Source organism: Pantanalinema rosaneae CENA516 (genome assembly GCF_050753385.1).
Classification (GTDB): domain Bacteria; phylum Cyanobacteriota; class Cyanobacteriia; order Leptolyngbyales; family Leptolyngbyaceae; genus Pantanalinema; species Pantanalinema rosaneae.
The window spans coordinates 1-22,848 of record NZ_JBLZFZ010000016.1 but is presented as its reverse complement, the minus strand read 5'-3'; the positions used below and the strand labels follow the sequence as shown (position 1 = coordinate 22,848).

Annotated in this window: 8 protein-coding genes; 2 read left to right on the top strand and 6 right to left on the bottom strand. The window is 49.8% G+C overall.

Annotated features, from left to right (window positions below; translation table 11 throughout):
- Positions 1-49: 49 nt before the first annotated feature.
- Complete coding sequence (locus ACN4EK_RS11475) at positions 50-1,087, bottom strand: IS5 family transposase (protein ID WP_431655305.1); 1,038 nt, start codon at positions 1,085-1,087, stop codon at positions 50-52.
- Between the two features lie 58 nt (positions 1,088-1,145).
- On the opposite strand from ACN4EK_RS11475, the gene ACN4EK_RS11470 reads away from it, so the two are divergent.
- Together ACN4EK_RS11470 and ACN4EK_RS11465 are read left to right on the top strand one after the other, a co-directional pair.
- The gene (locus tag ACN4EK_RS11470; protein WP_431658103.1) at positions 1,146-1,736 is read left to right on the top strand and encodes a GUN4 domain-containing protein; all 591 of its coding nucleotides are present in this window, start codon (positions 1,146-1,148) and stop codon (positions 1,734-1,736) included.
- Between the two features lie 178 nt (positions 1,737-1,914).
- Complete coding sequence (locus ACN4EK_RS11465; protein WP_431658007.1) at positions 1,915-3,285, top strand: SUMF1/EgtB/PvdO family nonheme iron enzyme; 1,371 nt, start codon at positions 1,915-1,917, stop codon at positions 3,283-3,285.
- A 462-nt stretch (positions 3,286-3,747) separates the two neighbouring features.
- Here the strand turns inward: ACN4EK_RS11465 and ACN4EK_RS11460 are convergent, their stop codons facing one another.
- From ACN4EK_RS11460 to ACN4EK_RS11440, 5 genes are all read right to left on the bottom strand, one after another.
- Positions 3,748-4,218, bottom strand: coding sequence for a hypothetical protein (locus ACN4EK_RS11460; protein WP_431658006.1), 471 nt, complete (start codon positions 4,216-4,218; stop codon positions 3,748-3,750).
- A gap of 139 nt (positions 4,219-4,357) precedes the next feature.
- Positions 4,358-4,888 carry an RpnC/YadD family protein gene (locus tag ACN4EK_RS11455; RefSeq protein ID WP_431658005.1) on the bottom strand — a complete coding sequence of 177 codons (531 nt, stop codon included), beginning with the start codon at positions 4,886-4,888 and terminating at the stop codon, positions 4,358-4,360.
- 39 nt (positions 4,889-4,927) lie between these two features.
- Complete coding sequence (locus ACN4EK_RS11450) at positions 4,928-6,529, bottom strand: Lpg1974 family pore-forming outer membrane protein (RefSeq protein WP_431658004.1); 1,602 nt, start codon at positions 6,527-6,529, stop codon at positions 4,928-4,930.
- Between the two features lie 145 nt (positions 6,530-6,674).
- A complete protein-coding gene (locus ACN4EK_RS11445; RefSeq protein ID WP_431658003.1) occupies positions 6,675-21,638 on the bottom strand; it encodes a DUF4347 domain-containing protein in 14,964 nt (4,987 codons plus the stop codon).
- A gap of 184 nt (positions 21,639-21,822) precedes the next feature.
- Positions 21,823-22,635, bottom strand: coding sequence for a peptidyl-prolyl cis-trans isomerase (locus ACN4EK_RS11440; RefSeq protein WP_431658002.1), 813 nt, complete (start codon positions 22,633-22,635; stop codon positions 21,823-21,825).
- Positions 22,636-22,848 lie beyond the last annotated feature (213 nt).

Here is a 22,848-nt window from a genome sequence, read left to right as displayed (position 1 = left end):
GCTGTGGATTCTCCGCTCCACTTGCTGCCATGCCGGATGTTGGATAGATCTATCCGTCAGCTTCAACCGGGCGTGTTTGCCAGAAGACCAAACGCAGGAAGTTGTAAGTCAAATTCTTCAACCCTAACTGCACCTTAGCCCGCTCCAGTCCAATCGAGCGTACCAGTTTGCCACCCATTTGCATCACCCAAGCCCCAAAGACATGCTCGACCTTGGCCCGGGTTTGAGAGCGCTCTCGGTTGGCGGCTTTTTGTTCCTCGCTTAAGGGGCGATTGCGATAGGCGCGTTCATGGATGTGACTGATGAAGGTTAAGACCACGAGCAACCCTTCGAGGGCGACGGAACGATAGGCACTGTCCGCCCACACCTCATCGCCTTCATTGTCAGCATCGAGCACTGCCGTGAAGGCTTGACTATCGTGCACGGCGGCATCGGTCACGGCATAGCGACGAATAAAGCCATGGTTGGCATCAATACTCAGGTGATCCTTATAGCCGAAGTAACTCTTGCCGTTTTTCTTCGTCCAGGTCGCATCGCCATCTTTTTGTGCCCCCTGATGCGGATTCTCTTGCCATTGGGGTGGCCTTTTTCCAGCCTCCAGATGGGCTTTTTCATCCTGGTCAAAGTGCTGTTTTGGCACCGGGATCAAGGTCGCATCAATAATTTGCCCCCCTTGGGCTTGATAGCCTTGCGCGCTTAAGTATTCTCCAAAGGACTCAAACAACGGCTCTACTAATTGATGCGCTTGCAACTGCTGACGAAATAACCACACTGTGGTCGCATCCGGCACCGAATCTTCAATTCCTAACCCCAAAAATCGCATGAACGAGAGTCGGTCTTTGACTTGATATTCCAACGCTTCGTCACTGATGTTGTACAACTGCTGTAACACTAACAGCTTAAACATCAAAATCACATCCATAGGCTTGCGTCCAGCGTTGCTTTTGCGCGGTTTGTCATGGATCACGGCAAGTTGTGCCCGAAACGATTCCCACGGAATTAACCGGTCTAAATCTTCTAAAGTGCTTTTCTTGGCGGCTAATTCTTGCTGGCGCTGTTCTAAATCCCAGAACCCTTGTTGTCCCATTGCTGTCCTTGGATGGCCTGACTGCTGCTATCTTATCTCTCTGATCTCAGAATGAGACATCCTTTTTTCGATTTTTCGAGGTGCCCAGCTAGAGCAGATAAAGGAAACAGATAACCTCACCTCTGAAAAAGGCATAGATTACACTCGACTACGAGATCTGTTGAAGACGGGACAGTGGAAAGCAGCGGACAGAGAAACAGCAGAACGCATGTTAGAGGTTCTGGGTTGGCAGGAGCAAGATCGATTGCAACTTGAAGATATGCAAGACTTTCCTTGTACTGACCTCCGCACCATCGATCAGTTATGGGTAAAGTACAGTAATGGAAAATTTGGTTTTAGTGTCCAGAGAAAAATTTGGCAGCAGTATCGGAAACCAAAGGAATATTTCGACCTGGTCAGGTTTGGCGAAGCAGTTGGATGGAATTCAAGAAATGAGTGGCTCGATTACATCGAACTAACTTTTAACCTTTCAGCTCCAGAAGGACATTTACCCGGAAAAATTACTCGTATAAGTTGGATACTTAATGAGCCTAGCAAGGTTGCCTTTCCACCGTTTGCGCGTAAGGCAGTTAGTAGTGTAGCAGTATCTTTTGGTACATTAGGTGTGATGGAACATCTCTTCTCTCGCCTCGAAGCTTGCCAAATTTAGCAGTTGAAAAATTGTGGCAATCCATTATCTAAACAACCAATACTAGTCTTATTTGATTTAGAGGTAACACCTACGGCTAACGCTGTCAATGCTCATTACAGGCGTTTCCATCAACTTATATGAGCAGACTATAATCGATCGCAAGCCTCATTAAGTATTGCCGGAGGAGCGGGTAGCGGTGAGAAGCATCAGGAGTGGGAAACGATTTGATGTCGCACTATCTTTCCCTGGTGAGTACCGTGGTTTTATCCAGGTAGTTGCAGAAACTTTAATCCAGCACCTTCACCAACAGCAAGTCTTCTACGATAAATGGTACGAACCAGAACTGGCTCGTCCAAATCTGGACACATATCTGCAAGCGATTTATCACGATGATGCAGAACTGATTGTAGTCTTCCTCTGCGCTGCCTATGAGCAGAAGGAATGGTGTGGTTTAGAGTGGCGAGCGATTCGCAATTTGATCAAACAAAAGCAAGATGAAGCAATTATGCTTATCCGGTTTGATCAAACTGTGATTCCTGGATTGTTTTCTATTGATGGCTATATTGATGCTACAAATCGCAAGCCTGAAGAGATAGCAACTCTCATTCTTCAACGGCTCAACCTAAACCACCAACCCTTACCTTCATCATCTTCCATTAAACCATCGCATACAAAAGCAAAGACTAATCATAAACTAACTGTTCCGCCACAACTCCATACCTTCAGTTTCCAGTTTATTGAAATAAAAAATAAAAAAGCTAGCCCATTTTTGTTAGGCAATAAATTTGATATTTACAAACAACGAAGGCAAGCAAAATATTTTATCGAAGAGCTTGGAGGTGGAATCGAACTAGAAATGGTTGCCATTCCCCAAGGAAAGCTTTTGATAGGAGAAACCACCAAAAGTGAAAAGGCATCAAACTCATCAACAGAATCTCGCAGAGAAGCTTTTGTTAATTCTTTCTTTATGAGTAAATACACAGTTACTCAAGCTCAGTGGAAAGCAGTTTCATGTTTACCACCAGTCGATCGTCCTTTGGCTCCATCCCCTTCCAAGCTCCAGAAACCAGATCATCCGGTTGAAAGCATCTCCTGGCATGAGGCTGTCGAATTTTGTCAACGGCTTTCGCGTAAGTCTGGCAGAAAGTACCGACTACCAACAGAGCTAGAGTGGGAATATGCCTGTCGAGCAGGTACTACAACTAAATTCCATTTCGGTGACTTGATTGACGCTGAGTTCGCTAATTTCCTCAATGAAAATAGTTCCCGTAGAAGCCCTTGCAAAGGAACAACACCAGTCAATCATTTTGAATTTCCTAACTCATTTGGGTTATACGATATGCACGGAAATGTCTATGAGTGGTGCTTAAATCGATGGCAGCAAAAAATTAATAGACTTACCAATCTAGATAATTTTGAAGAAAACTCAAATGAAAGCAGCCTCCGCGTAGTTCGTGGAGGCTCTTGGAGAGATCAGCCCTCAGGCTGTCAGTCAGCGTATCGAAGTAAACGAGCATCAGAATATAAATCAGATTTCATTGGATTTCGAGTTATTTGTTCCATTTAAGCCAATAACACAGTAATACTTCAGAAATTATATTTAAGGAGGTTCTATGGAGGCAGTTCTTATTTTGATAATAGTTGTTGTATTCCTTGCAGGTATTGACTCAATAAGCAAGAAATCCAAGAGAAAGCTGAACAAAATGTTCAATTTTTTCAGAGCTTCTGAGACAACTTATGTATCCTCACATAAGAGAACCACTTCAGTAAAGGGGCATTATAGAAGAAAACGGAGAAAGAAATAATGACTATTCTGATCTTAATCAAGGATCTATTTAAGAGGATAGATATTTTAAGAATCACAGTTGCTTTCCAAATCGCCCCCCTAGCCCCCCAATTCTGGGGGGAACTAGATTGAAAGTCCCCCAGAATTGGGGGATTTAGGGGGCAAGTGCAATATTTTTAATTCTCCTCACATATCCTTTAATTCAGACAATCAATATAGTAGATTTCATTAAAAGATTTCTTACTATTTTGAAAATGAAGGCAACGGCGCAATAAGAAGTGCGATCGTAATCAGAAAGGTAATTAAGTAAGGTAAGTTTGACCAGGATTTAAGCGTATTGGGAAGACGTTCCAGAAATTTAGTTGCTCGATCGAGCTTGAGACAATTTCCTTTTAAATTCTCGATCCAGGCATCATCCTCACTGGTAACATAACCACTGATCATCCGAGCCAGTCGGTTAAAGTTATCTCGAAACCTTTGTTCCAAATCCAGATAGTAAAGATCCAAAATACCAAATAAGGCAAACGCCACAAATGCCAATAGAAACAAAGAACGATTGGTTGTGGTAAACCCAAATCCCACGATCGCTGCCCAAACTGTTAAGCCAACCTTTTTGATTTCTAGTGAGTTGTTTGCCATCCGAGCGATCGTGCTCTGCAACATCTCGCTTTGTTTAATCCAGTAGTCTCGGTTGGCATTGGTTGGGTTTGGCATAGAGTTTGACATGGCTGGCGCAATCACCGCTTCACGATCGAGCTACCTGATTTTACTGGGAGCGCAAGTTTCGGCGCTTATATTTTCCCGTTACACCGTACCTAAAAAGCATGATCGTTAGGATGAGCGATCGCACAGATTATGTTTGTGGATGTTGAGAAGCGATGTCCTGCAACTGCTCAACTTGTTCAATCGATAGTCCCGTGACCCGAGCGATCGCCTCTAATGCCATACCTTCCCGAATCATGTTTAAGGCAATCTGTTGAGCCTTAGATTGCTCACCTTCCTGTCGGATTTCCTGATAGGTTACAGACTCTTGCATCATATCCCTCCGCAGTACTTGCCCAACGACCTCTTTCTCCAATACTAGCCCAGCCAGTATGTATGCAGAGGCAGTAATGTTACTTTGAGTTTGCCGATTTGCAATCCGATCAATCGCTTGAGCCACTTGCCGCAGCACTTGTGTACGATCGCTAGTCTGACTCAGAACTGCAAACGGTAGTAAACCCGGCGATCGTAAAAAGACCTCAGTCAGTTGTTCCCTATCATGAAATCGATGCGTTACGTTGGCACTAACGCATCCTACGAGAGAGAGGGCGATCGCCTGTACGGGTTTAGCATTCGGCAGATCATCTCTGACCGATCGCGCAGACGATTGACCAAATGCCAAACCCCGACAATTTGTGGGAATAAATTTTTCGGAAATAACCTAGAACTCGAACGATAAGCCGCCTTTGACAAAGAAGCCGTGGAGGTTGAGATCACCTTTTTCGCGAGTAAACACCCCCGGACTCGCCGCATCCGAAAAGCGAATACTTTCCGTCACATTAAACATCTGCTGCACTTCATACCCCGCACTGATATTCAGCTTGGCACTCTTACCCAACGCCGCTTCCCAATCGACCCCTAACGCCGCTTCCAGAACGGGAACTAACTGCCCACCCCGGTCATAGTCAATATTTGCCACCGTATCCGCACCATCATTATCGGTTTCATTGAAACTAGACGAGAGTTCACCCACCATCAGCGAACCTGCCCCCCGACCAAACAAGCTAAATCCTGCCCCCAGTAGGAGTCTGCCTTCAATGCCCAGGCGGGGACCGACACCACTAAATTCATTTTTGAGTTTGATCTTGCCGTTCGTGTAATCGACTCCATCCAATTCAGTGGTCATGGTGCGATCGACGGCGGCTGCCTGCACCCCACCAAAGACCCGCACCCCAAGCTGTCGCCCAATTTGGAACGTGTGCCCAATTTCGACATTGGTTGAACTGTAATCTAAATCGGCTTTAGCATTAGCCGTTTCCGCCGTATCGTTTTGGAATGGATGGGATTGGGTAGAAAATAAAAAGCCATCAGTTGGAGCTTCAGCTTTACTACTGCCTTCAGTTTCAAACTGAGTAAAGGTCGCGCCGAAATCCCAGGCACTCCCACCGGGACGGAAGGTTGCCCCAAACCGGATCGCGGTGGCATCCTCCAGTTCCACCTGTTTTACCTCGCCACTAGTTGCCAGAGTATTCGGGGCTGCTGGATCGACGATCGCATAATCCATCAGATCACTCAAACGCGGCTGCAAGAAAACTGGCCCCGCGAATACCTTTAGTTCCGATCGAGAGTTATTCTCCGGCGTTTTCACCGTCACCTGCTCCGGATTAGCAGTCGGTATCTGCCGTTTTAACTCGTCAATTTGCTGCTCCAATTGTTGCTGCCGTTGTTGCAGTTGGAGCAGTCGCTGTTGCAAATCATCCTCGATCGTGCCCTGGGCGACTCGACCCAAACTCCGAGTCCCAAATTGCATTCCGGTTGATGAACGAGGTTGAGCCGATTCGATCGTCCCTAGCTGACTGGCACTGGTAGAAGCCGCCATAGGCTGACTGGTATTTTCTGGTTGCCGCATCATCTCCATCGATTGAGGAGCGATCTCGGCCGTTGGCTTCGCCGTAGCTTCCGGCTGAGTTACAGACCCAGGAACGGGAGCAACGACTTCCTCAACATCCACGACTACAGGGGCATTAGCGCTTGCCACCGACTGGGCAGCGATCGCCTCTGAAGGTGATTCCGCCGCATAGGCAACTTTTTCAGTCTGGTCTGCGTCAGGAATAATAGCTGAGAATTCCAGAGTAGTCGGCTGCTCGATCGTGGGAGTCGCCACGACTTCAGACGGCTCTAGATCTGATTGAGGAGTCGCCAGATCTGCGTCTGCCTCTGGTAATCGATCCAACTCCGGCGCTTCTTGGGCATGGGCGATCGTGGCTGATGTACTTAAAACGGTTGCCAGGGTTACGGCTAAACCAAGACGATGCTCTTTCACAATTCATTCCTCACGGTGTCACTGTTATTGAATTGCACCCCGGCAAGAGAACGGAGATAGGGACGGTGGGAAGGTGGGGAAGTATGCCTGTTTAGTTTCCTTCCCCAAGGTTCACTTAATTATTCCTATTCCCCTGGTCAACAACTTATCCCGGAAAATTGGCATAGAACTGACCTTGCAAAGCCAAATTATTCTGTGCCTGAAGGATGTGTTGGATATACTGCTGCATCGCCGGACTGAGGGCATTACTCAACATCAACTGAGCCGTGGGATTGATGATATCCCGCCGATCGGCAGGGCTAGGATTGGTGTTGCGTATCCTGTTCTCCGCTCCGGAATCGTTGATTGTATCGGCATCATCTCCCCCAACCAGTAGGTCAGCACCCAAGTCACCAACCAGGATGTCGATCGCGCGTAAGCCAAACAGGATATCGTTACCATCGCCACCAGACATGAAATCTTCTGCCATGCGGGTAAAGCCGAAGTTAGCCCGACGGTAAGTGAAGTTGTACTGATGTGGGAGCGCGTGCATAAAGTTGTGCTGCTCTTCGCTGTAGTCCAGGTAATCCTGACTTAACGGAATACTAGTATTGATCTGCCCATTCAGCCAGGGAAGCGTCAGGGTAATGTTATCGCCCACCATTAAATCATTGCCACCTTCTCCCCACATATTGTCGTTTTGGGTAATCAGGCTGTGCGATTGGTTGCGATCGCTATACAGAATGCCATGATTATCAAGATGCAAATCCCGAATAAAGGTCTTGATGTCGTTAATCAGTAGATCCAGACTTCGTTGCAAGTTCAGGTCAGAGGAAGCCGCAGCCACCGTAATCAACGGTTGAATTAGGGTGCTGTAACCCCCTACCATCACATCGTGACCGTCACCACCACCGACATTATCATTGCCTAACTCCAAATCATAGTCGCGGAAGTTAGTCCGCCCCGCCCGATTTGCCCCTGCCAGGTTATAGCTCCAGAAGCTCCCCCGTTGATAGTTCAAAGTATTGAGGATGGGCGCGATCGTCATGCTGTCATCGGCATAGAGGAAGTCGTCACCATTGCCACCGCGAATCACATCATTCCCGATCGACAAGGTAAGGGATTTGGGCGAGAGAGAACTGGCAGGAATCAGTTGGTTCACCCCATAACTAATGGTCGCGATCGCAGATTGCAGTCCGACTAACAGCGACCCTAGCTCACTGGTACTATTCGGCATTTGCTGCACAAACGGCCCAAAGAACAGGTAATTGTCGCCAAACACACTATCGTTATCATCGTCACCATCCAGATCATCATTCCCAATCTCTAGCTTTTGGGGTGGCGCATTGACGGTCGCCAGTTCCAGATCATGTACGTCATAGATTAACTGGTAGAGTTGCCGTGTCAGGTGATCGAGCAGACCATCAATTCCCGGATTACCCGTCCGCAGCGGCATGACATTCGAGAAGTCATCACCCACCAGCAGATCGCGACCTGCACCACCGTTGATCGTATCTTGACCCGATAGCAGATCCAAGTGGTTGGCTAAATTCGGCACGATCGACATCAACGGTCGCAGCACCGAACCATCACTTGCCTGTAAGTCACCAATCACTGGAATGGGAGAGCTATCTCGGAAGGGTTGCGGAGCCAGGGTTAAGGTCGGTAGCAGTCCGTAGGTCATCTTCGGCACTAGATTGACCGACGGCATCACCACAACCCCATCCAAGCCCAAGTTAATATTGACTCCTGGCGATCGTTCAATCAGATGCAGCCCTCGGGTGACATTGGGAATTTCCGTATTGAATGCTGCCAGATTATTGCTGTCATCCCCAATCAATAAATCATCCCCGGCATCCCCCTTAATCTGGTCATCTCCGGCGTTACCCTGCATGTAGTCATTGCCTGAACCACCCCACATCATGTCATTCCCCCGTTGACCAAACATGGCATCATCACCGTCATCACCCAACATGACATCATTGCCATCCGCAAAGAGGGTAATGAGTTGCAGATCAGTGCGTTGGCTACCATCGGGATTAGTAGCTCCCGTTGCCAGTAGTAGATCGGCTGTTTGGAACATCTCTACTGATGGCGTAGCCGCATTCACACTCGCGGTAATACTGCCAACATCGGTGAGGATAACATCTCGATGCCAGGAACCATTCTGGTTAATCCGAGGCGTACCATCCGGGTTATAGGCACGAGTAATGATCCCCACATCTCCCAGCATGGTATCAGCACCAGCCCCACCATTCATATTGTCGTTACCGAGTTCACCATACATTTCATCATCGCCAGCATTGCCATACATCCAGTCATCACCTCGTTGACCATGCATGACATCATCGCCAGCCCCACCAAACATGGTGTCGTTGCCGCCAATGCGATCGCGATCGTCGTACCGCGTCACATCCCGAATTACATCAGCAAAGGGAGCCGGATAGCGTTGCCAGAGTTGATAGCCCAGGGGACGACGCAGAATTACGCCATTGTCACCTAACATGACATCGGCATCCGCCCCACCATCCATCACGTCACTGCCGTCAGCACCACCCGCAATATTGTGCCCTCCTAACATATCGTCTTCGCCCGTCTCCCCATACAGGAAATCATTGCCCTGTTGACCCATGATCAGATCATCACCCTGGTTGCCAAAGATGGTGTCACCCGCACCACCCTGATTCGCTCCAGTGTCGATCGAGAAGACATTTTGCCAGAGTGGCAGAGCACTGTAGACTTTGCCATGATCCCCTAACAACACATCATTGTTACTATTCCCATCCTGCACAGCCACAGACTTCAAGAGCTGGGTTCGATCCATTAACCAGGCTCCAGTTAACCCAGTCGCATAATTGCGCCAAATTAAATCAACCTTGCCATCGCCATTGAAGTCACCCACCTCTTCCAATTTCCAGTTAGGATCGGTCACTGGCAGCAGTCCGACCGCAGAAACCATCTGATTCCCATTCATCATCCAGACCCCATTTACACCAGTCTGCTGATTCCGCCAGACCAGATCGGGACGCTGATCACCGTTGACATCTGCCACGCCAACAATCTTCCAGGCTGTATTCGTCACTGCATCCAGTCCGAGAAATCCACTGACACTCCTGCCATTCATCAACCAAATCCCATTCTTGCCACTCTGCTCATGTCGCCAAATCAAGTCAGGTTGATTGTCCTGGTTCATATCTGCAATTCCAACGATCTTCCAGCCTGGATCCGCTTGAGCCAACGTCAATAATGTCGCCGAGAGGTGGGTCGTACCATTCATAAACCAGATGGCATTCTCTCCACTCTGGGAATTCCGCCAGACTAAATCAGCTTCTCCATCACCATTGAAGTCCCCTGTACCAACAAGATCCCAAACTCCACCGAGCGAGAGGGGAAGACCCAATTGGTTCAGCAGTGAAACTTCTTGCTTCAGAGTAGTTCCAGACATGAGCCAGAACGCAATTTGCCCAGTCACAGAATTTCGCCAGAGCAGATCCATCTGCCCATCATGGTTAAAGTCAGCCCGCCCTGCGATCGTCCAGTTGGTGTTGGTGACCTGATGAGCTGCACTGACAGTAGGTGGTAATGCTGCCGTCCCTAACAACGTGTTGCCATTCATGTGCCATAGTCCCACCGTACCGGTACGATCGTTCCGCCACACAATATCTGGCCGACCATCCCCATTCACATCACCCACGCCACCAATCTTCCACGACAAATCCGCAACGGACAAAATTCCTTGAGCCGTGAGGAAGTTAGTGCCATCCATCAACCAGATGCCATTGACCCCCGATCGCTGATGTCGCCACAGCAGATCGACCTTACCATCAGCATTAAAGTCTTTCACCCCAGCGATTCTCCAGTTCACATCCGTGATTGGAGCCACACCCGTAAACCCTACCGCTTGCACGAACTTCGTACCGTTCATTAACCAAACCCCAGTTGCACCAGTTTGGTTATGTCGCCAGAGCATATCAACCTTGCCATCCCCATTGAAATCTCCCGTCCCTACAATCTGCCATCTGACATCGGTTACTGGAGCCACACCATCAATGCCAACGGCTTGCACCAGGCTGAGACCGTTCATTAACCAAACTCCAGTTGCACCAGTTTGGTAATGCCGCCAGAGCATATCAACCTTGCCATCCCCGTTGAAATCTCCTGTGCCGCCCACTTGCCAATTCACATCCGTAACATCTTGCAATGGTCTGGCAGCGAGTAGTCGATCGCCCTGCATCAACCACATCATATTGCGGCCTGTCACTGAATTTCGCCAAAGTAGATCCGAGAACCCATCCTGGTTAAAATCATCCGTCGCCACCACCTGCCAGGAGGAGTCCATCGGATCAACACCCTGATCGCCATAAATGAGATCGCTGCCGGTTCCGCCCAGAACCGTATCGTTACCCAAACCAGCCACGATCAGATCATTACCACCCAGCGTGGGGTCGGTGGTGGTGAAGAAGTCTAGCGTGAACGGATTATTATCTGCCGCTACCAGGCTATCGCCAGCATAGGTATAGTCAAATTTGCCGTTATCTCCCAGGATGCGATCGTCACCGTCATCACCATTCAGGATGTCATCCCCAAAGCCTCCGGCAATTAGATCATCTTCTGCATTACCAGAGATATCATCATTACCACCGATTCCTGGCGCGATCGTTTGAATTAATCGAGGTTGTCCGTTGGTCAGTAGAACCTGTCCATTGTCTCCCAGCAGTTTGTCTTCTCCTGCCCCGCCGGTAATGGTGTCATTCCCCGCACCGCCAAAGGCAATATCTCTGCCATCCCCACCGCTAATCGTATCGTTCCCGCCAATCGCTGGATCGGTGCTGATAATCAGATCGAGTGTCGCCAGATTACCGTCCACATCGTAGTTAAGCTGACCATTATCCCCGAGCAAGATATCATCTCCCGCATCACCAGAAATGCGATCGTGGGCAGATCCACCCAAGAGAATGTCATCTCCGGCATCCCCCTGCATGGTGTCATTGCCGCCAATACTGGGATCAGTGGTTTCAATTAAGCGCACCACTCCACCCGTTAACCGAATGCGACCATGATCACCAAGGGCAACATCATTGCCTGCACCCCCTGTAATCGAATCATTTGCCGCCCCACCGATGATCGTGTCGTTGCCAGCCTCTCCCGCGATCGTGTCATTACCGCCAAAGGTTGGATCCGTGGTGGTAATGAGATCGAGCGTTGTGAGATTGCTATCTTCACCGTAATCTAAGAAACCGTTGTCCCCTAAGAGAATGTCATCATCAGCATTGCCATTAATGCTGTCATTCCCTGAACCTCCGAGGATACGATCGTTGCCCTCATTGCCTACGATCGTGTCGTTGCCTCCGGTTGCTGGAGCGGTGGTTTCAATCCGTTGCAACACCCCATTGATGAATTGCAGTTGTCCATTGTCCCCGATCGCAACATCATCGCCCAAATTGCCTGTAATGCTGTCATTTGCAGCTCCACCGATCGCGGTATCGTTCCCGTCACTCCCCACGATCGTGTCGTTGCCACCAATTTCAACATCGGTAGAGGCAATTCGATTGATTACGCCATTGACATAAATCAGTTCACCATTATCACCAAACAGAATGTCATTACCCGATTGACCATCAATGGTATCCGCCGCCGCACCGCCGAAAACTGTATCATTCCCTGTACCGCCGTCAATGGCATCATTCCCACCATCGGCGGGATTCGTTGTTCTAATCACATCTAAGGTGGCAAGATTGCCATCAGCCGCATAGTTCACTAAGCCGTTATCCCCCAGAATGATGTCATCATCGGCATTCCCTAGCAGCGTATCGTTCCCTGCCCCACCCAGAATGATGTCGTTTCCAGCATCGCCTGCGATCGAGTCATTGCCGCCAATCGAGGGGTCGGAGGTTTCTATCTGCGCCAACTGTCCCGTGATCAAGGTCAGTCGCCCATTGTCGCCCAGCAACTGATCATTGCCAGCACCGCCCGTAATACTGTCATTACCAGCGCCGCCGAGAACGATATCATCCCCTTCATTCCCGGTAATTGTGTCATTACCACCGATCGCAGGATGGCTGGTTTCCACTAAATCTAACGTGCTGGGATCACTATCCACCACATAGTTGAGATTGCCATTGTCTCCCAATATGCGATCGTTGCCAGTGCCACCACTCAGAGAGTCATTGCCTGCCCCACCTAAAATCAAATCATCGCCGTCATTCCCCGTTACAGTGTCATTGCCACCAATGTCTGGTTCAGTTGTGGTGATTTGGGTGACTGCGCCACTGGCGTTATAGGTGACTGTGCCGTGATCGCCCAGAATCCTGTCATCACCACTATTACCAGCCAGGGAGTCATTGCCGCCACCACCCAGGATATTGTCGTTACCAACATGCCCCGCGATCGTGTCGTTGCCATCTCCGGCTGCCGAATGACTGGTTGCCTGAATGACGGTTCCCGCCACTAAGGTGAGTGTTCCATTCGTATCATTGCTGTTAATCGTGATCGGAGTACCAGCGCTGTCAAATGTGAGAGTCCCATTGTCGCCAAATAGTGAATCAGATGGATTTCCTGGTGTATCCAGATTAGTAATCAGACGGGTGATCGGATCGATCGTGGCATTATCTCCAGCGATCACATCGTTGCCAGCCCCACCGAAGATAAAATCTGCCCCATCGGCTTCACTCGCGATCGCACTACCGCCAATAATATTGTCATCACCACCTTCACCAAAGATGACATCTTGACCACCTCGACCCTGAATCGAATCCTGCCCTTGCGACGATTGGGTTACATAGGTGACCACTTCATTCACGATCGCTTCATCGGTCGTGAAGGCAACGGTGAAGTCAGAGTCCCCGCGAATCTGGTCATTGCCGCCACCACCGAGAATGGTGTCGTTCCCGGAACCACCCCCTAAAATCAGAGGCAGTGTGACGGCGGTATTCGGTGAATTATCGGTATCCGTCACGTGCAATAGGTCATTACCAGCATTGCCATTCACAGCAACGATGCCACTGATTGCCCAGATATTGACCGTATCATTTCCGGCTCCAGCATTGACCGTGGTTGTGCCGCCGATCGTGCCGAGAATATCAAATTGATCGCTGCCAGAACCCAATTGAATATCGACTCGCTCGATCGTTTCGTACTGAATATCGATCTGCATTCCCAAGCCATGTACTTTCTGATCGGTCAGGCTCCCGGCTGTAGCACCAACGTTATCACTGGCATCGCCAGAATCATTGACAATCAACCGATCTTTGCCACCATCGCCTTTGACAATTAACGGACCCGTGAGGTTTTGATTGCCTTTAATGTTGTTGAGGGTGGGCCCACCAACAATAATGGTGTCGCTATCTTCATTGCCACTGACCAGCACCGAGATGTTAACCGGGCTGCTTTCCACCGTCACCTTGTCCTCACCACGCCGCGCATAGACCTCTAACGCTTCAATGCCGGAGTCCGAGCCATAGTTGTACTCAAACACCTGGGATTTGGTTGGTGGTGTACCGGCTGGACGATCGGGCGGGAAGTCAGCCCGCACTAATTGATCGGTCACAACAATATCATCGTTGTTATTGGAGCCAAAGGCGATCGCGACATCAGTATCCCAGGGATTCCCGGTATCGCGTAATGCCACATTCAGGGAGGGAATCGGGTTGATGCTGGGATCGGCAAAATGGCTGCGATACTCATCCGAACCACCTTGGCCATCGAGGAAAATGCGAGTATCCCCAGTTTGATAAATGTCGAAAACATCGCCACCCCGTCCACCTTTGAGATTCTCGATGCCAAAGCCATTGATATGCACCCAATTCACAGGAGACAGGGAACCCAGATTAACGGGCAGATTTTCCAGTTCTTCGGCGGTGCCGGGAGGAATCGGCGATATGACATCGATCGCGTTATAGCGTAACCGGAAGTAGAGATCAGTGGTGGTAATCACACGATTGGCTTGATTCGCAAAGTCCCAGGTGTCATTGCCACTGGCATCGGTGACGGTATCAATGCCCCAATTATTCCCAAATAGGTATTGATCATCTCCCGCACCACCATTTAACACGTCATTGCCTGCACCACCAATCAAGATGTCGTTGTGATCACCGCCAGACAGTTGATCATTCCCTATGCCACCATCTAACAGGTCATTACCAGCACCACTCTGAATAGTATCGTTGCCTTCCCGACCGTAGAGGAAATCATTTCCTCCGTTGCCATTGATGTTGTCATTGCCGATACCACCATCAATTTTGTCGCTACCACCTCCCCCAATCAGAACATCGTTACCAGAACCACCAGAGATTTCAGTAGTAATTGAGGTAATTCCACTCAGGTCGATCGTGTCATTACCTTCATCCCCATAGGCGACAATCTTGGTGATTCCTGTATAACGTTGAGCATTACTTTCACTAATGCCAAAGCCCCAGACCAGCACACTATTACCATCTTGCTTAGCGTAAATAGTTTCATCACCATCAGTGATATTTCCATTAATCCGATTGTGAGCAAACCGACCGACATTGAGATAAAGAGTTTCACCCCGTTTATCTGCCAAAATTGGTGGACGATTAAAGTTAATCGGGAATTCCGCTAACACGCCTCGACCTAAATCCATACTGGCATCAATCACAAACAGGATTTCGATGAACGCTCGGAAATACCATTCCAGCCGCGCACTAATATCGAAAATGGCAAAAGGATTGTCACCATTCAAGCTCATATTGGCAGACATTTCGCTGAAGCGGACTTTGCCATCCCGATCGGGGTCATTTAAGTTGAAATCAGCGATGAACTCAATGCCGCCTTCCACTCCGGCCCGCGCCACTGCCACATTTAATGACGCACCTGCCCCAATTCCACCATTTAAGGTGAGTTCGGGAATATCAATGCCATCTTTCAAATCAGCCAGGTAGAATCCCGCCAGCAGATCACCGAAGTTACGGGTATCTCGGAAAAACTCAAATCCGCGCGTGTCATAGCCAATGCCTAAATCAATGCCCGCCCCAAAGAAGCCACGCAGATCGGCAAATAGGGGACCAAAAATCGGGAAGGACTGGGTGTATTCAAAGTTAAAGCCAAAGTGGGGCAGGCGATATTCCACCAGATCGGCGGTTTGTCCCAGAATTAACCGAATAATGTTTTCGGGTTTGAGGATACCAAACTCAACCCCACCATCATCATTCGACTCCAGGCGATTCAGGAAGGTGGCACTGGCACCTGTCGCTTGGCGATCGGCACTCAGAGACGGTAGCGAGAAGGCACTACTGAGCGATTGAGTCCGTAAATCCAGCGATTGCCCCTGGCTATTCAGCAGGTTAGTGGAACTGAGTAGCCCGTTGAGTGAGATTCTGCCCCCCGCATCCGCCGCTTCTACCAGGGTGTCGATCAGGCTATACACTTCGGCGATCGCATCCAGAAATGTCTCAATTTCGGCATAGGTGGAACCGGGATTCAGATCGCTTGCCAGTTCCAGTAATTTCTTCAGATTGATCGTTTCACCTGCCAGATCCGAAATCACCGGAATTCGCTTGTATAGCAAGCCATCCTGGGGATCTAAGAACCAATCTAATGGCTCCAGAATCTTGCCAATCTTGCTGAGGAACGGTCCGGCAAAATCAGACACGAATGACCCCAGATCCAGATAGATATCTGTGAATTGGAAACTGGGAACTTCAAATTCAATCTTGCCTGTACTGCTGATTTTGGGCTGCCAATCGACCAATAAATTGGTATAGATATTGGGAATCGCTTTTTCGATATCCGTCTTAGGAGACAAGATATCGCCGTCGAAGTCAGCCCCCAGGGACAACCTGAGGTTGATCTGGGCATCTCCTGTCGCTTGAGCAAACACTAACTGGCTCAGCGATGTCGATGATGCCACCATCTCCGAGTAGGTGAGGAAACCATCCTGATTCGGATCTCGCAGATCCACATTGAAATTCAGGGCAAAGAAGGTAGAATTATCCGTCTCCTCTTCGGCAATCAAACCCAGGAAGCCCAACACGCCACCGACTCTGGCTCTCGCCGCCCCACCGCCACCGACTAAATCGGCACGAATCTGCACGCTCAGTTCATTATTCGTCGCGGTATCCAGATAGAAGCCTTTGGTTTTGTCTACACCAAATGCCAGATTCAGGTTCCAGCCCAAATTCAGGTTCACGCCAGCACTGGCATCCAAACTCAAGCCCAAACCGGATAACCCCGCTTCAAAGGCAAAGGTTTTGGGAATCGATCCCTGTAAGTTAAGGCGAAATTCAATTTGGTCGGCATCCTGCTCCACCACGATCGGGGAACCCAGGAATCCCAAAGTCGTAAAGGCATTCGTCAGCTCTTGCTGAATTAATGCCACCAAGCCCTCTGGCGCACCGTGATATGCCCGCAGCAGACTACTGAGCCGAGTTAATACCTCACTGCGGAAACTGGCAATAAACTGTCCGGCTTCCTTGAGTTTGCTACCAATTAACGGCAGTTCGATGCCATAAATTTCCCCATCTAAGGCATCTTGCAGCGTCAGGAACAGTTGATCCAAGCCATCGATCAGCACCTCGCGATCGCTCAACATTGCCAATGGGGAGGCTGAAGCAATCAGAGATGCCAAATTATCCGGCAGCGTCAGATCTACCGAACCCACCGTACCCGTCAAAAAGTCCGCCAGATCATTGATCGTGACCGCAATCTGATTAGCTGTCCCCCCTAACGGGAGGTTAGCCGAGGCACTACCCGTCACACTGGCGGTGGTACTGGCTAAGGCATCGATCAAAGTGCGACGACCACTACCATTGGTAGCGATCGTAAAGTTCCCCAGGAGCGCTGCCGTCCCATCAACAATGCCGATCGCTAAGGGGCCAATTTGCGCCGTAAAGTCTAAATCACTAGCCGCCGCCCCCGCATTAATAGTTAACTCGGTGCCACCACTGCCGACATACAGGAAAAAGGTATCCGCCGTAGGCGGAGTGCCCAAGGGCTGAGTCAAATCCATCCCCAGAGCCAGATTCAACAGGGCATTCATACCCAGATTGAGATTGCCAGTTGAACTGACCCCAATTAAATTGGTCAAACTCCCCAGGGGAGAGCCATCCAGTTGCGCCAATTTCAGCAGATCCAGGTCTAGCCCATAGGCGGTACTAAACATTTGCTGGAAGGGCAGATCTAAGCGCAGGGCAGGAGTTCCCGTGACCGTATCCAGGGTGAATAAAGTGGCATTGCTGGGTAAGCCCAACGTTTGCTGTAATAGGGTATTGAGGGCTTGAACCGATTTGACTGGAGTCACTTCCAGTTGATTGACAAAACTGGTTAAGCGATCGCCCAGATCCAGCAAATCAAGCACACTTTGATTCAGCAACGGTAAACGTTGATTTAATACCCCAGTCAATGTCGCCAGTTGATTGATGTAGTCGCTAACGGTGGTCTTCAGTCCCGCGATCGAGCGATTAAAGTCAATATTTTTGAACGGGTCATACCCACTTAAGCCATTCACCGCATAGGGACGCGCCACCCCCACCCAGTTCGGCAGATTCAAAGTCAGCGGACTGGCAGCCACCCCATTAATTCCCGCTTTGGGAGTCGCCAGCAGATTCAGGTTCACCGTTCCGCTCGTCGGTGTGGCATTGGTCACAATATCAACGGCGTTATCCTGTCCTGCCCCATTTTTGACCAGCCGATTGATCAGCGTTTGCAGGGTGACTCGCGAACCACCCGTGGTTGGATCTTTCAGGGTCAAACTCGTGGTTGCCGTAATGTTGCCACTCCCACTAATATCCAGATCTAAAAAGCCGTAGTTGGCGCTGGCATAGGGTTGGTTGGCATCAAACCGGGTCAGATTCAGGGTAGAGTTGCCGCTAAAACTGGCGTTATCCAAAAAGAATTCCGTTGCCCGTCCGCGTGCCTGAATCCGCTGGTCTGCCCGGAATCCCAGTTGGGTAATGGCAGTGTTCTCGGAACTATCCGAATTCAACGCTGCCGCTAATACTTCCAACCGAGTCACCGAGGAATCGATCGCCCGGAACACAAGGCGATTACCCGTCGAATTCGCGATCGCCCGCGCCGCTCGAATTGTGGTTAATCCCGCCGCATCTAAGGCAGTGTTAATATCCGCCATTAAGGCATCGATCGAGGTATTGGTTGGATCGGGATTGATCGCTACGACAGTGGGACTACTGCTGCCATTAACAAAGAATTGTAGCGTTGCCGTTCCCGTTAACTGCCCGTTGTAGGGAGTTGGGGCAGTTAGTAATCCCAGTTGGTTATACGCCGGATCAGTATAAGCTGCTGTGATTTCCAGGCGACGATCGGTGGGAGCCACGCCATTATTCTGTTTGGGTCGGACGGAAACAGCAATGCGATCGCCCGTCCATTCCGCCACCACATCACTGCCCTCAATCTCACCCGTGACCGGATTGATAGAACCAGCTTTGATTCCGGCATTGATCAGATCAGGTCGAGCCAGGAGCGCATTACGAATCGCCACTTGCACCGCTCTGACTAAGTTAGTTTGAGAGCCGTAGATACTGGCAGGAATCGTAACGACTAACGGTGTGTTCAGCGTTCCAATCGCCGTCGTACTCGTACCTTCAAAAATTTGCAGTGAAAAGGTTGCGGGAGCCGCTAGCTGGAAGTTGGTTGTTGTTAACGATGGGTTGGGTGCATTTAGAGGAGGAGCGACTTCCAGGTTAGAGTTAGGAATTAAGTTCACCCCAAAGGTGAAATCCATCAGGGCAGAGGCATTTAGATTCAGCCAGCCATTCAACCGTTGAGAAGTCGGATCTTGGGGGTCAGTCAGGACGATCGTGTTGCGAATGTTCGTCAGCCCTTGCAAGTCCGCGAAGTTAATTGGGGTAATGGTGCGCGTCACCCAACTATCCGCCACCGGACTGAGATCAAAGGTCAGATCTTTTCTACCTGCCGCTTCGGTATAGGTTAATTGCACCGTCGCCCCGATCGCGGCTAACCGAGCATTGATCAAAGCCGCTAATTCCTGGGCACTCCGGAACAACACCGTTTGACTGCCATAATTTAAGCCACTACCAACCAAATTCTTTAAGTTCGGATCAGCGATCTGGGTTAAGTCAGCCACATGTAAACGCACTGTTGTCCCTGGGGCAGCCTGGAACACAATCTGGCGGCGAGCCGCATCATACACTGCCGTCACATTAGCCGAGGTATTCACATTGCCCGTGACCGCTAGATTGATCGCTTGATTAATGTCAGCAATCAAATCATTCATACTGTTGTTACCGGGATTCCCAGGTATGGGCAAATCGGGTTGTACAACAATTTGATAAATCTGATCGTTAATCAGTAACGAGAAAATTGCGGTTTTGCCTAACCTGCCATTCGCCGCCACATCTAATGTTGATCCAGGGGAAGGTGTCAGGACATTTAAGCCGTCATACTCGGTTAAATAGCGCAGGACATTGGCATTAAAGACTTCACTAAAATTGATCGCTTGCCCAACCGTGGTACTGCCGGATAAGGGCAGGGTTTGGTTGAGCAGGGTGCTATTCCCCAATTGGTTAAACCAGGTGCCTAACTGTTGCAACATGCCTTGCAAATCGCTGGCGGACAGATTGCCAAAATCAGCAATTTGGCCAAAGTCGGCATTAGGAGTCAGATTGGGGAGCAGGTTGTTCAGAGGGTTGCTGATGAATGATTCGGCAGCCGTCGCACTGACGCTAATTGCCGGAGTGCCAGTGATAGTGAGTCCGGTTATGGGCTGAGGGTTGATGTTAATCGTGCCGTTTACCCCAGTTCCGATCGCATTCAAAACCACCTGACTAGCCAGGTTCGTCGGGTCTAGCTGGGCAGATGTCAGGGCAGCCCCCCCATTCACGATCGCCTGAATGCCAGCGGTTAAACTGAGGCTACTCCCGGTTCCGGCGGTAATTCCCAAAACGCCCAGAGTCCCTGTCCGACCCGTGAGATTCGCATCGACCTGACCGATCGCAGTCAAATTATTGACCTGCACCGAAAATTGATTGCCTGCTCCGATCCGCAGCACAAAGTCCAGATCTAACGTAGACGTAAAGCTACCTGTAGCACCGGGCAGCGACAAGCCTAAATTACTGGCTTGCTGACCCAGATCGATCGGGCTGGCGATCGCGGCACTGGGATTGAGAATATTGATATTCAGTTGCAACGTTGTAGGATCAGTATCGTCCGCCACCACTGACCAGGCAGAAAACCGAGTGTTAATAAAGCTGGCTAATCCCTGAGTGGTGAAGGTTTCCACTGCCGCCGTATTGGGATCATCCGGATCAGTGGCAAAATAGTCCGTCACCGTCTGTCCCAACTGATTGCGGATCACTTGCTCCAGGTTGACCGCTTCTCCCACCGTATCGATCGCGGTTGTCGGCTGATTGATCAACACCAGGGGTTGACTGAACTGACCGTAATTGCCCAACGCCCCTGCCCAGGTCGCGAAGCTGTTTAAACCACTGGTTATCGCCGCTTGTTGCCCACCGGAAATATCGGCAAACACCCCGCTATACGCCGTTAGTACAGGTGTTTGAAAGAGCAAATTGGCAGCAATTTCGCCGGTATTGACTTCAAAAATCCAGTCTCCCCCCGCCGCCGTCTGCCCGGTCAAGTTGGTGGAAGCCGCAATATCAGCCCCCGTCCATTGACTGAAGATATCGACAAATGCCTGCCCTAAATCTCCTGCTGCCACCTCACAGCCATACAGCAGAATATCGGCATCCTCCGTCAGCGCATTCGCCCAGGCTCGTAGGGAACTTTCGTAAATCCCAAGCGTCTGATGATTGAGATAACTATTGCCCAATTGCAAGCTACCGGAACTGCCATGCGACACAATATGGATTGCCGAAATGCCAGTCTGGGTTGCCAGGAAGTTGCTGATTTGGGTAATACCATCTTCATTCGCGTTGAGCAGTACCACCTGGGCGTTGGGATCTACTCCTGCCGCTAGTTGCTGATAGTCCGCAATCTGAGTATCAATAAAGACGATCGACTGGGGCACGATCGCCACCGACGACGCAGCGGAGGAGAACACATCGGCGGCAACCGTCAACGGATTCGTGGGGTCAGAGGTAGGAGAGAATCCGGTCAAGGGTGAAGGACGGTTAATGCGATCGAACGGCTGGGTCGCAAACAGGTTACTAGCAGGTGCAGCATTAGAGTTCATCATCCACGCTCCTTCAAGGCAGGCAAATTCAGCAAAGTTCACAGATTGATGGGTCACGACGGACTTCCACCGGACAACCATCTGGCGATGCACCCTGAAGGGAGGGAATTTAATTTAAGAGACGGGTATGAGCGGAACAGCTAAACCATCCTGCCCCGCCACAATTAGTTCACCATCCAATTTGTACCTAAGCCACCATAGACGGCTCCTGAGTTGCACTCGGTAACGGCGATTGATTCACCAATTGAACGGAGAGAGATAGAACTTTTTCTGCCAACCATTGCTGAAACAACCGAGCTTGTAACTCGCGCTTCAGTTCCCGATCCAGGGTAGCAGGCACATGTTGACCCACTTGAAACACACACCAACGTTGCTCAATTTGCTTCGGGCCAATCACTTCACCCGGTGTTGCCGTTGCAATCGCCGATCGCAGTTCCTGGGGTAATCTGCCCTGCCGCACCAGTCCCCGCAGAATTTGCGTCTGGGAGTCTGCCGGAGCATAGGCTTGTAATACCTGCTCTAGAGTCGTGTGTGCCGCCACTTGCTGACTAATTTGATTCGCGATCGTCGCATCAGGAGTGATGATACAGGCAAGTTCTACCTGATCAAAGGTCGATCGGTGTTGTTCAAAGTACGGTAATAGTGGCGACTCAGTGATTTTTTCCATTAACCGATTCACCTTCAGCCGAAACAACACCCGATTTTGCCAGGTCGCATGATCCAACCCCTGACTTGCCAACCATTGCTGAAAGCGATCGGCATCAGTCAATTCTTGTTTCAACCGAAAATCGATCATGGTCTGTTCCAGGTCAGACAAACTCACCTCCAGATCAGAACGACTCTGGATCTCCTGCAAAAGCACATGTTGATTGACCATCTCTCGAATCAGGGGCACTAGCGTTCCCGAGAGTTGCAGATACCCTAATGTTTGCCCAAGTGAAACAGGCTGTTCCCCAATCACCAAAAACGGAATGCGATCGAAATCTACGGCGGCTGTCATAAAAAGTAACAAAGAGGAAGGCAAATCCCGAAATTGAACAGTAAAAATACTGAACTTTTCCACCCACTCTTACGTCAACCGCCGCTAGAAACCCGGATGACTGATCTAAAGTTTTGATAAACCTACCGCCGCCAAATGTAAGCGTCCGATCGATTCACCCAACCCTTTCCTTTGATCTCCCCACCGCCCTATCTCTGTCTCTTATACACATCT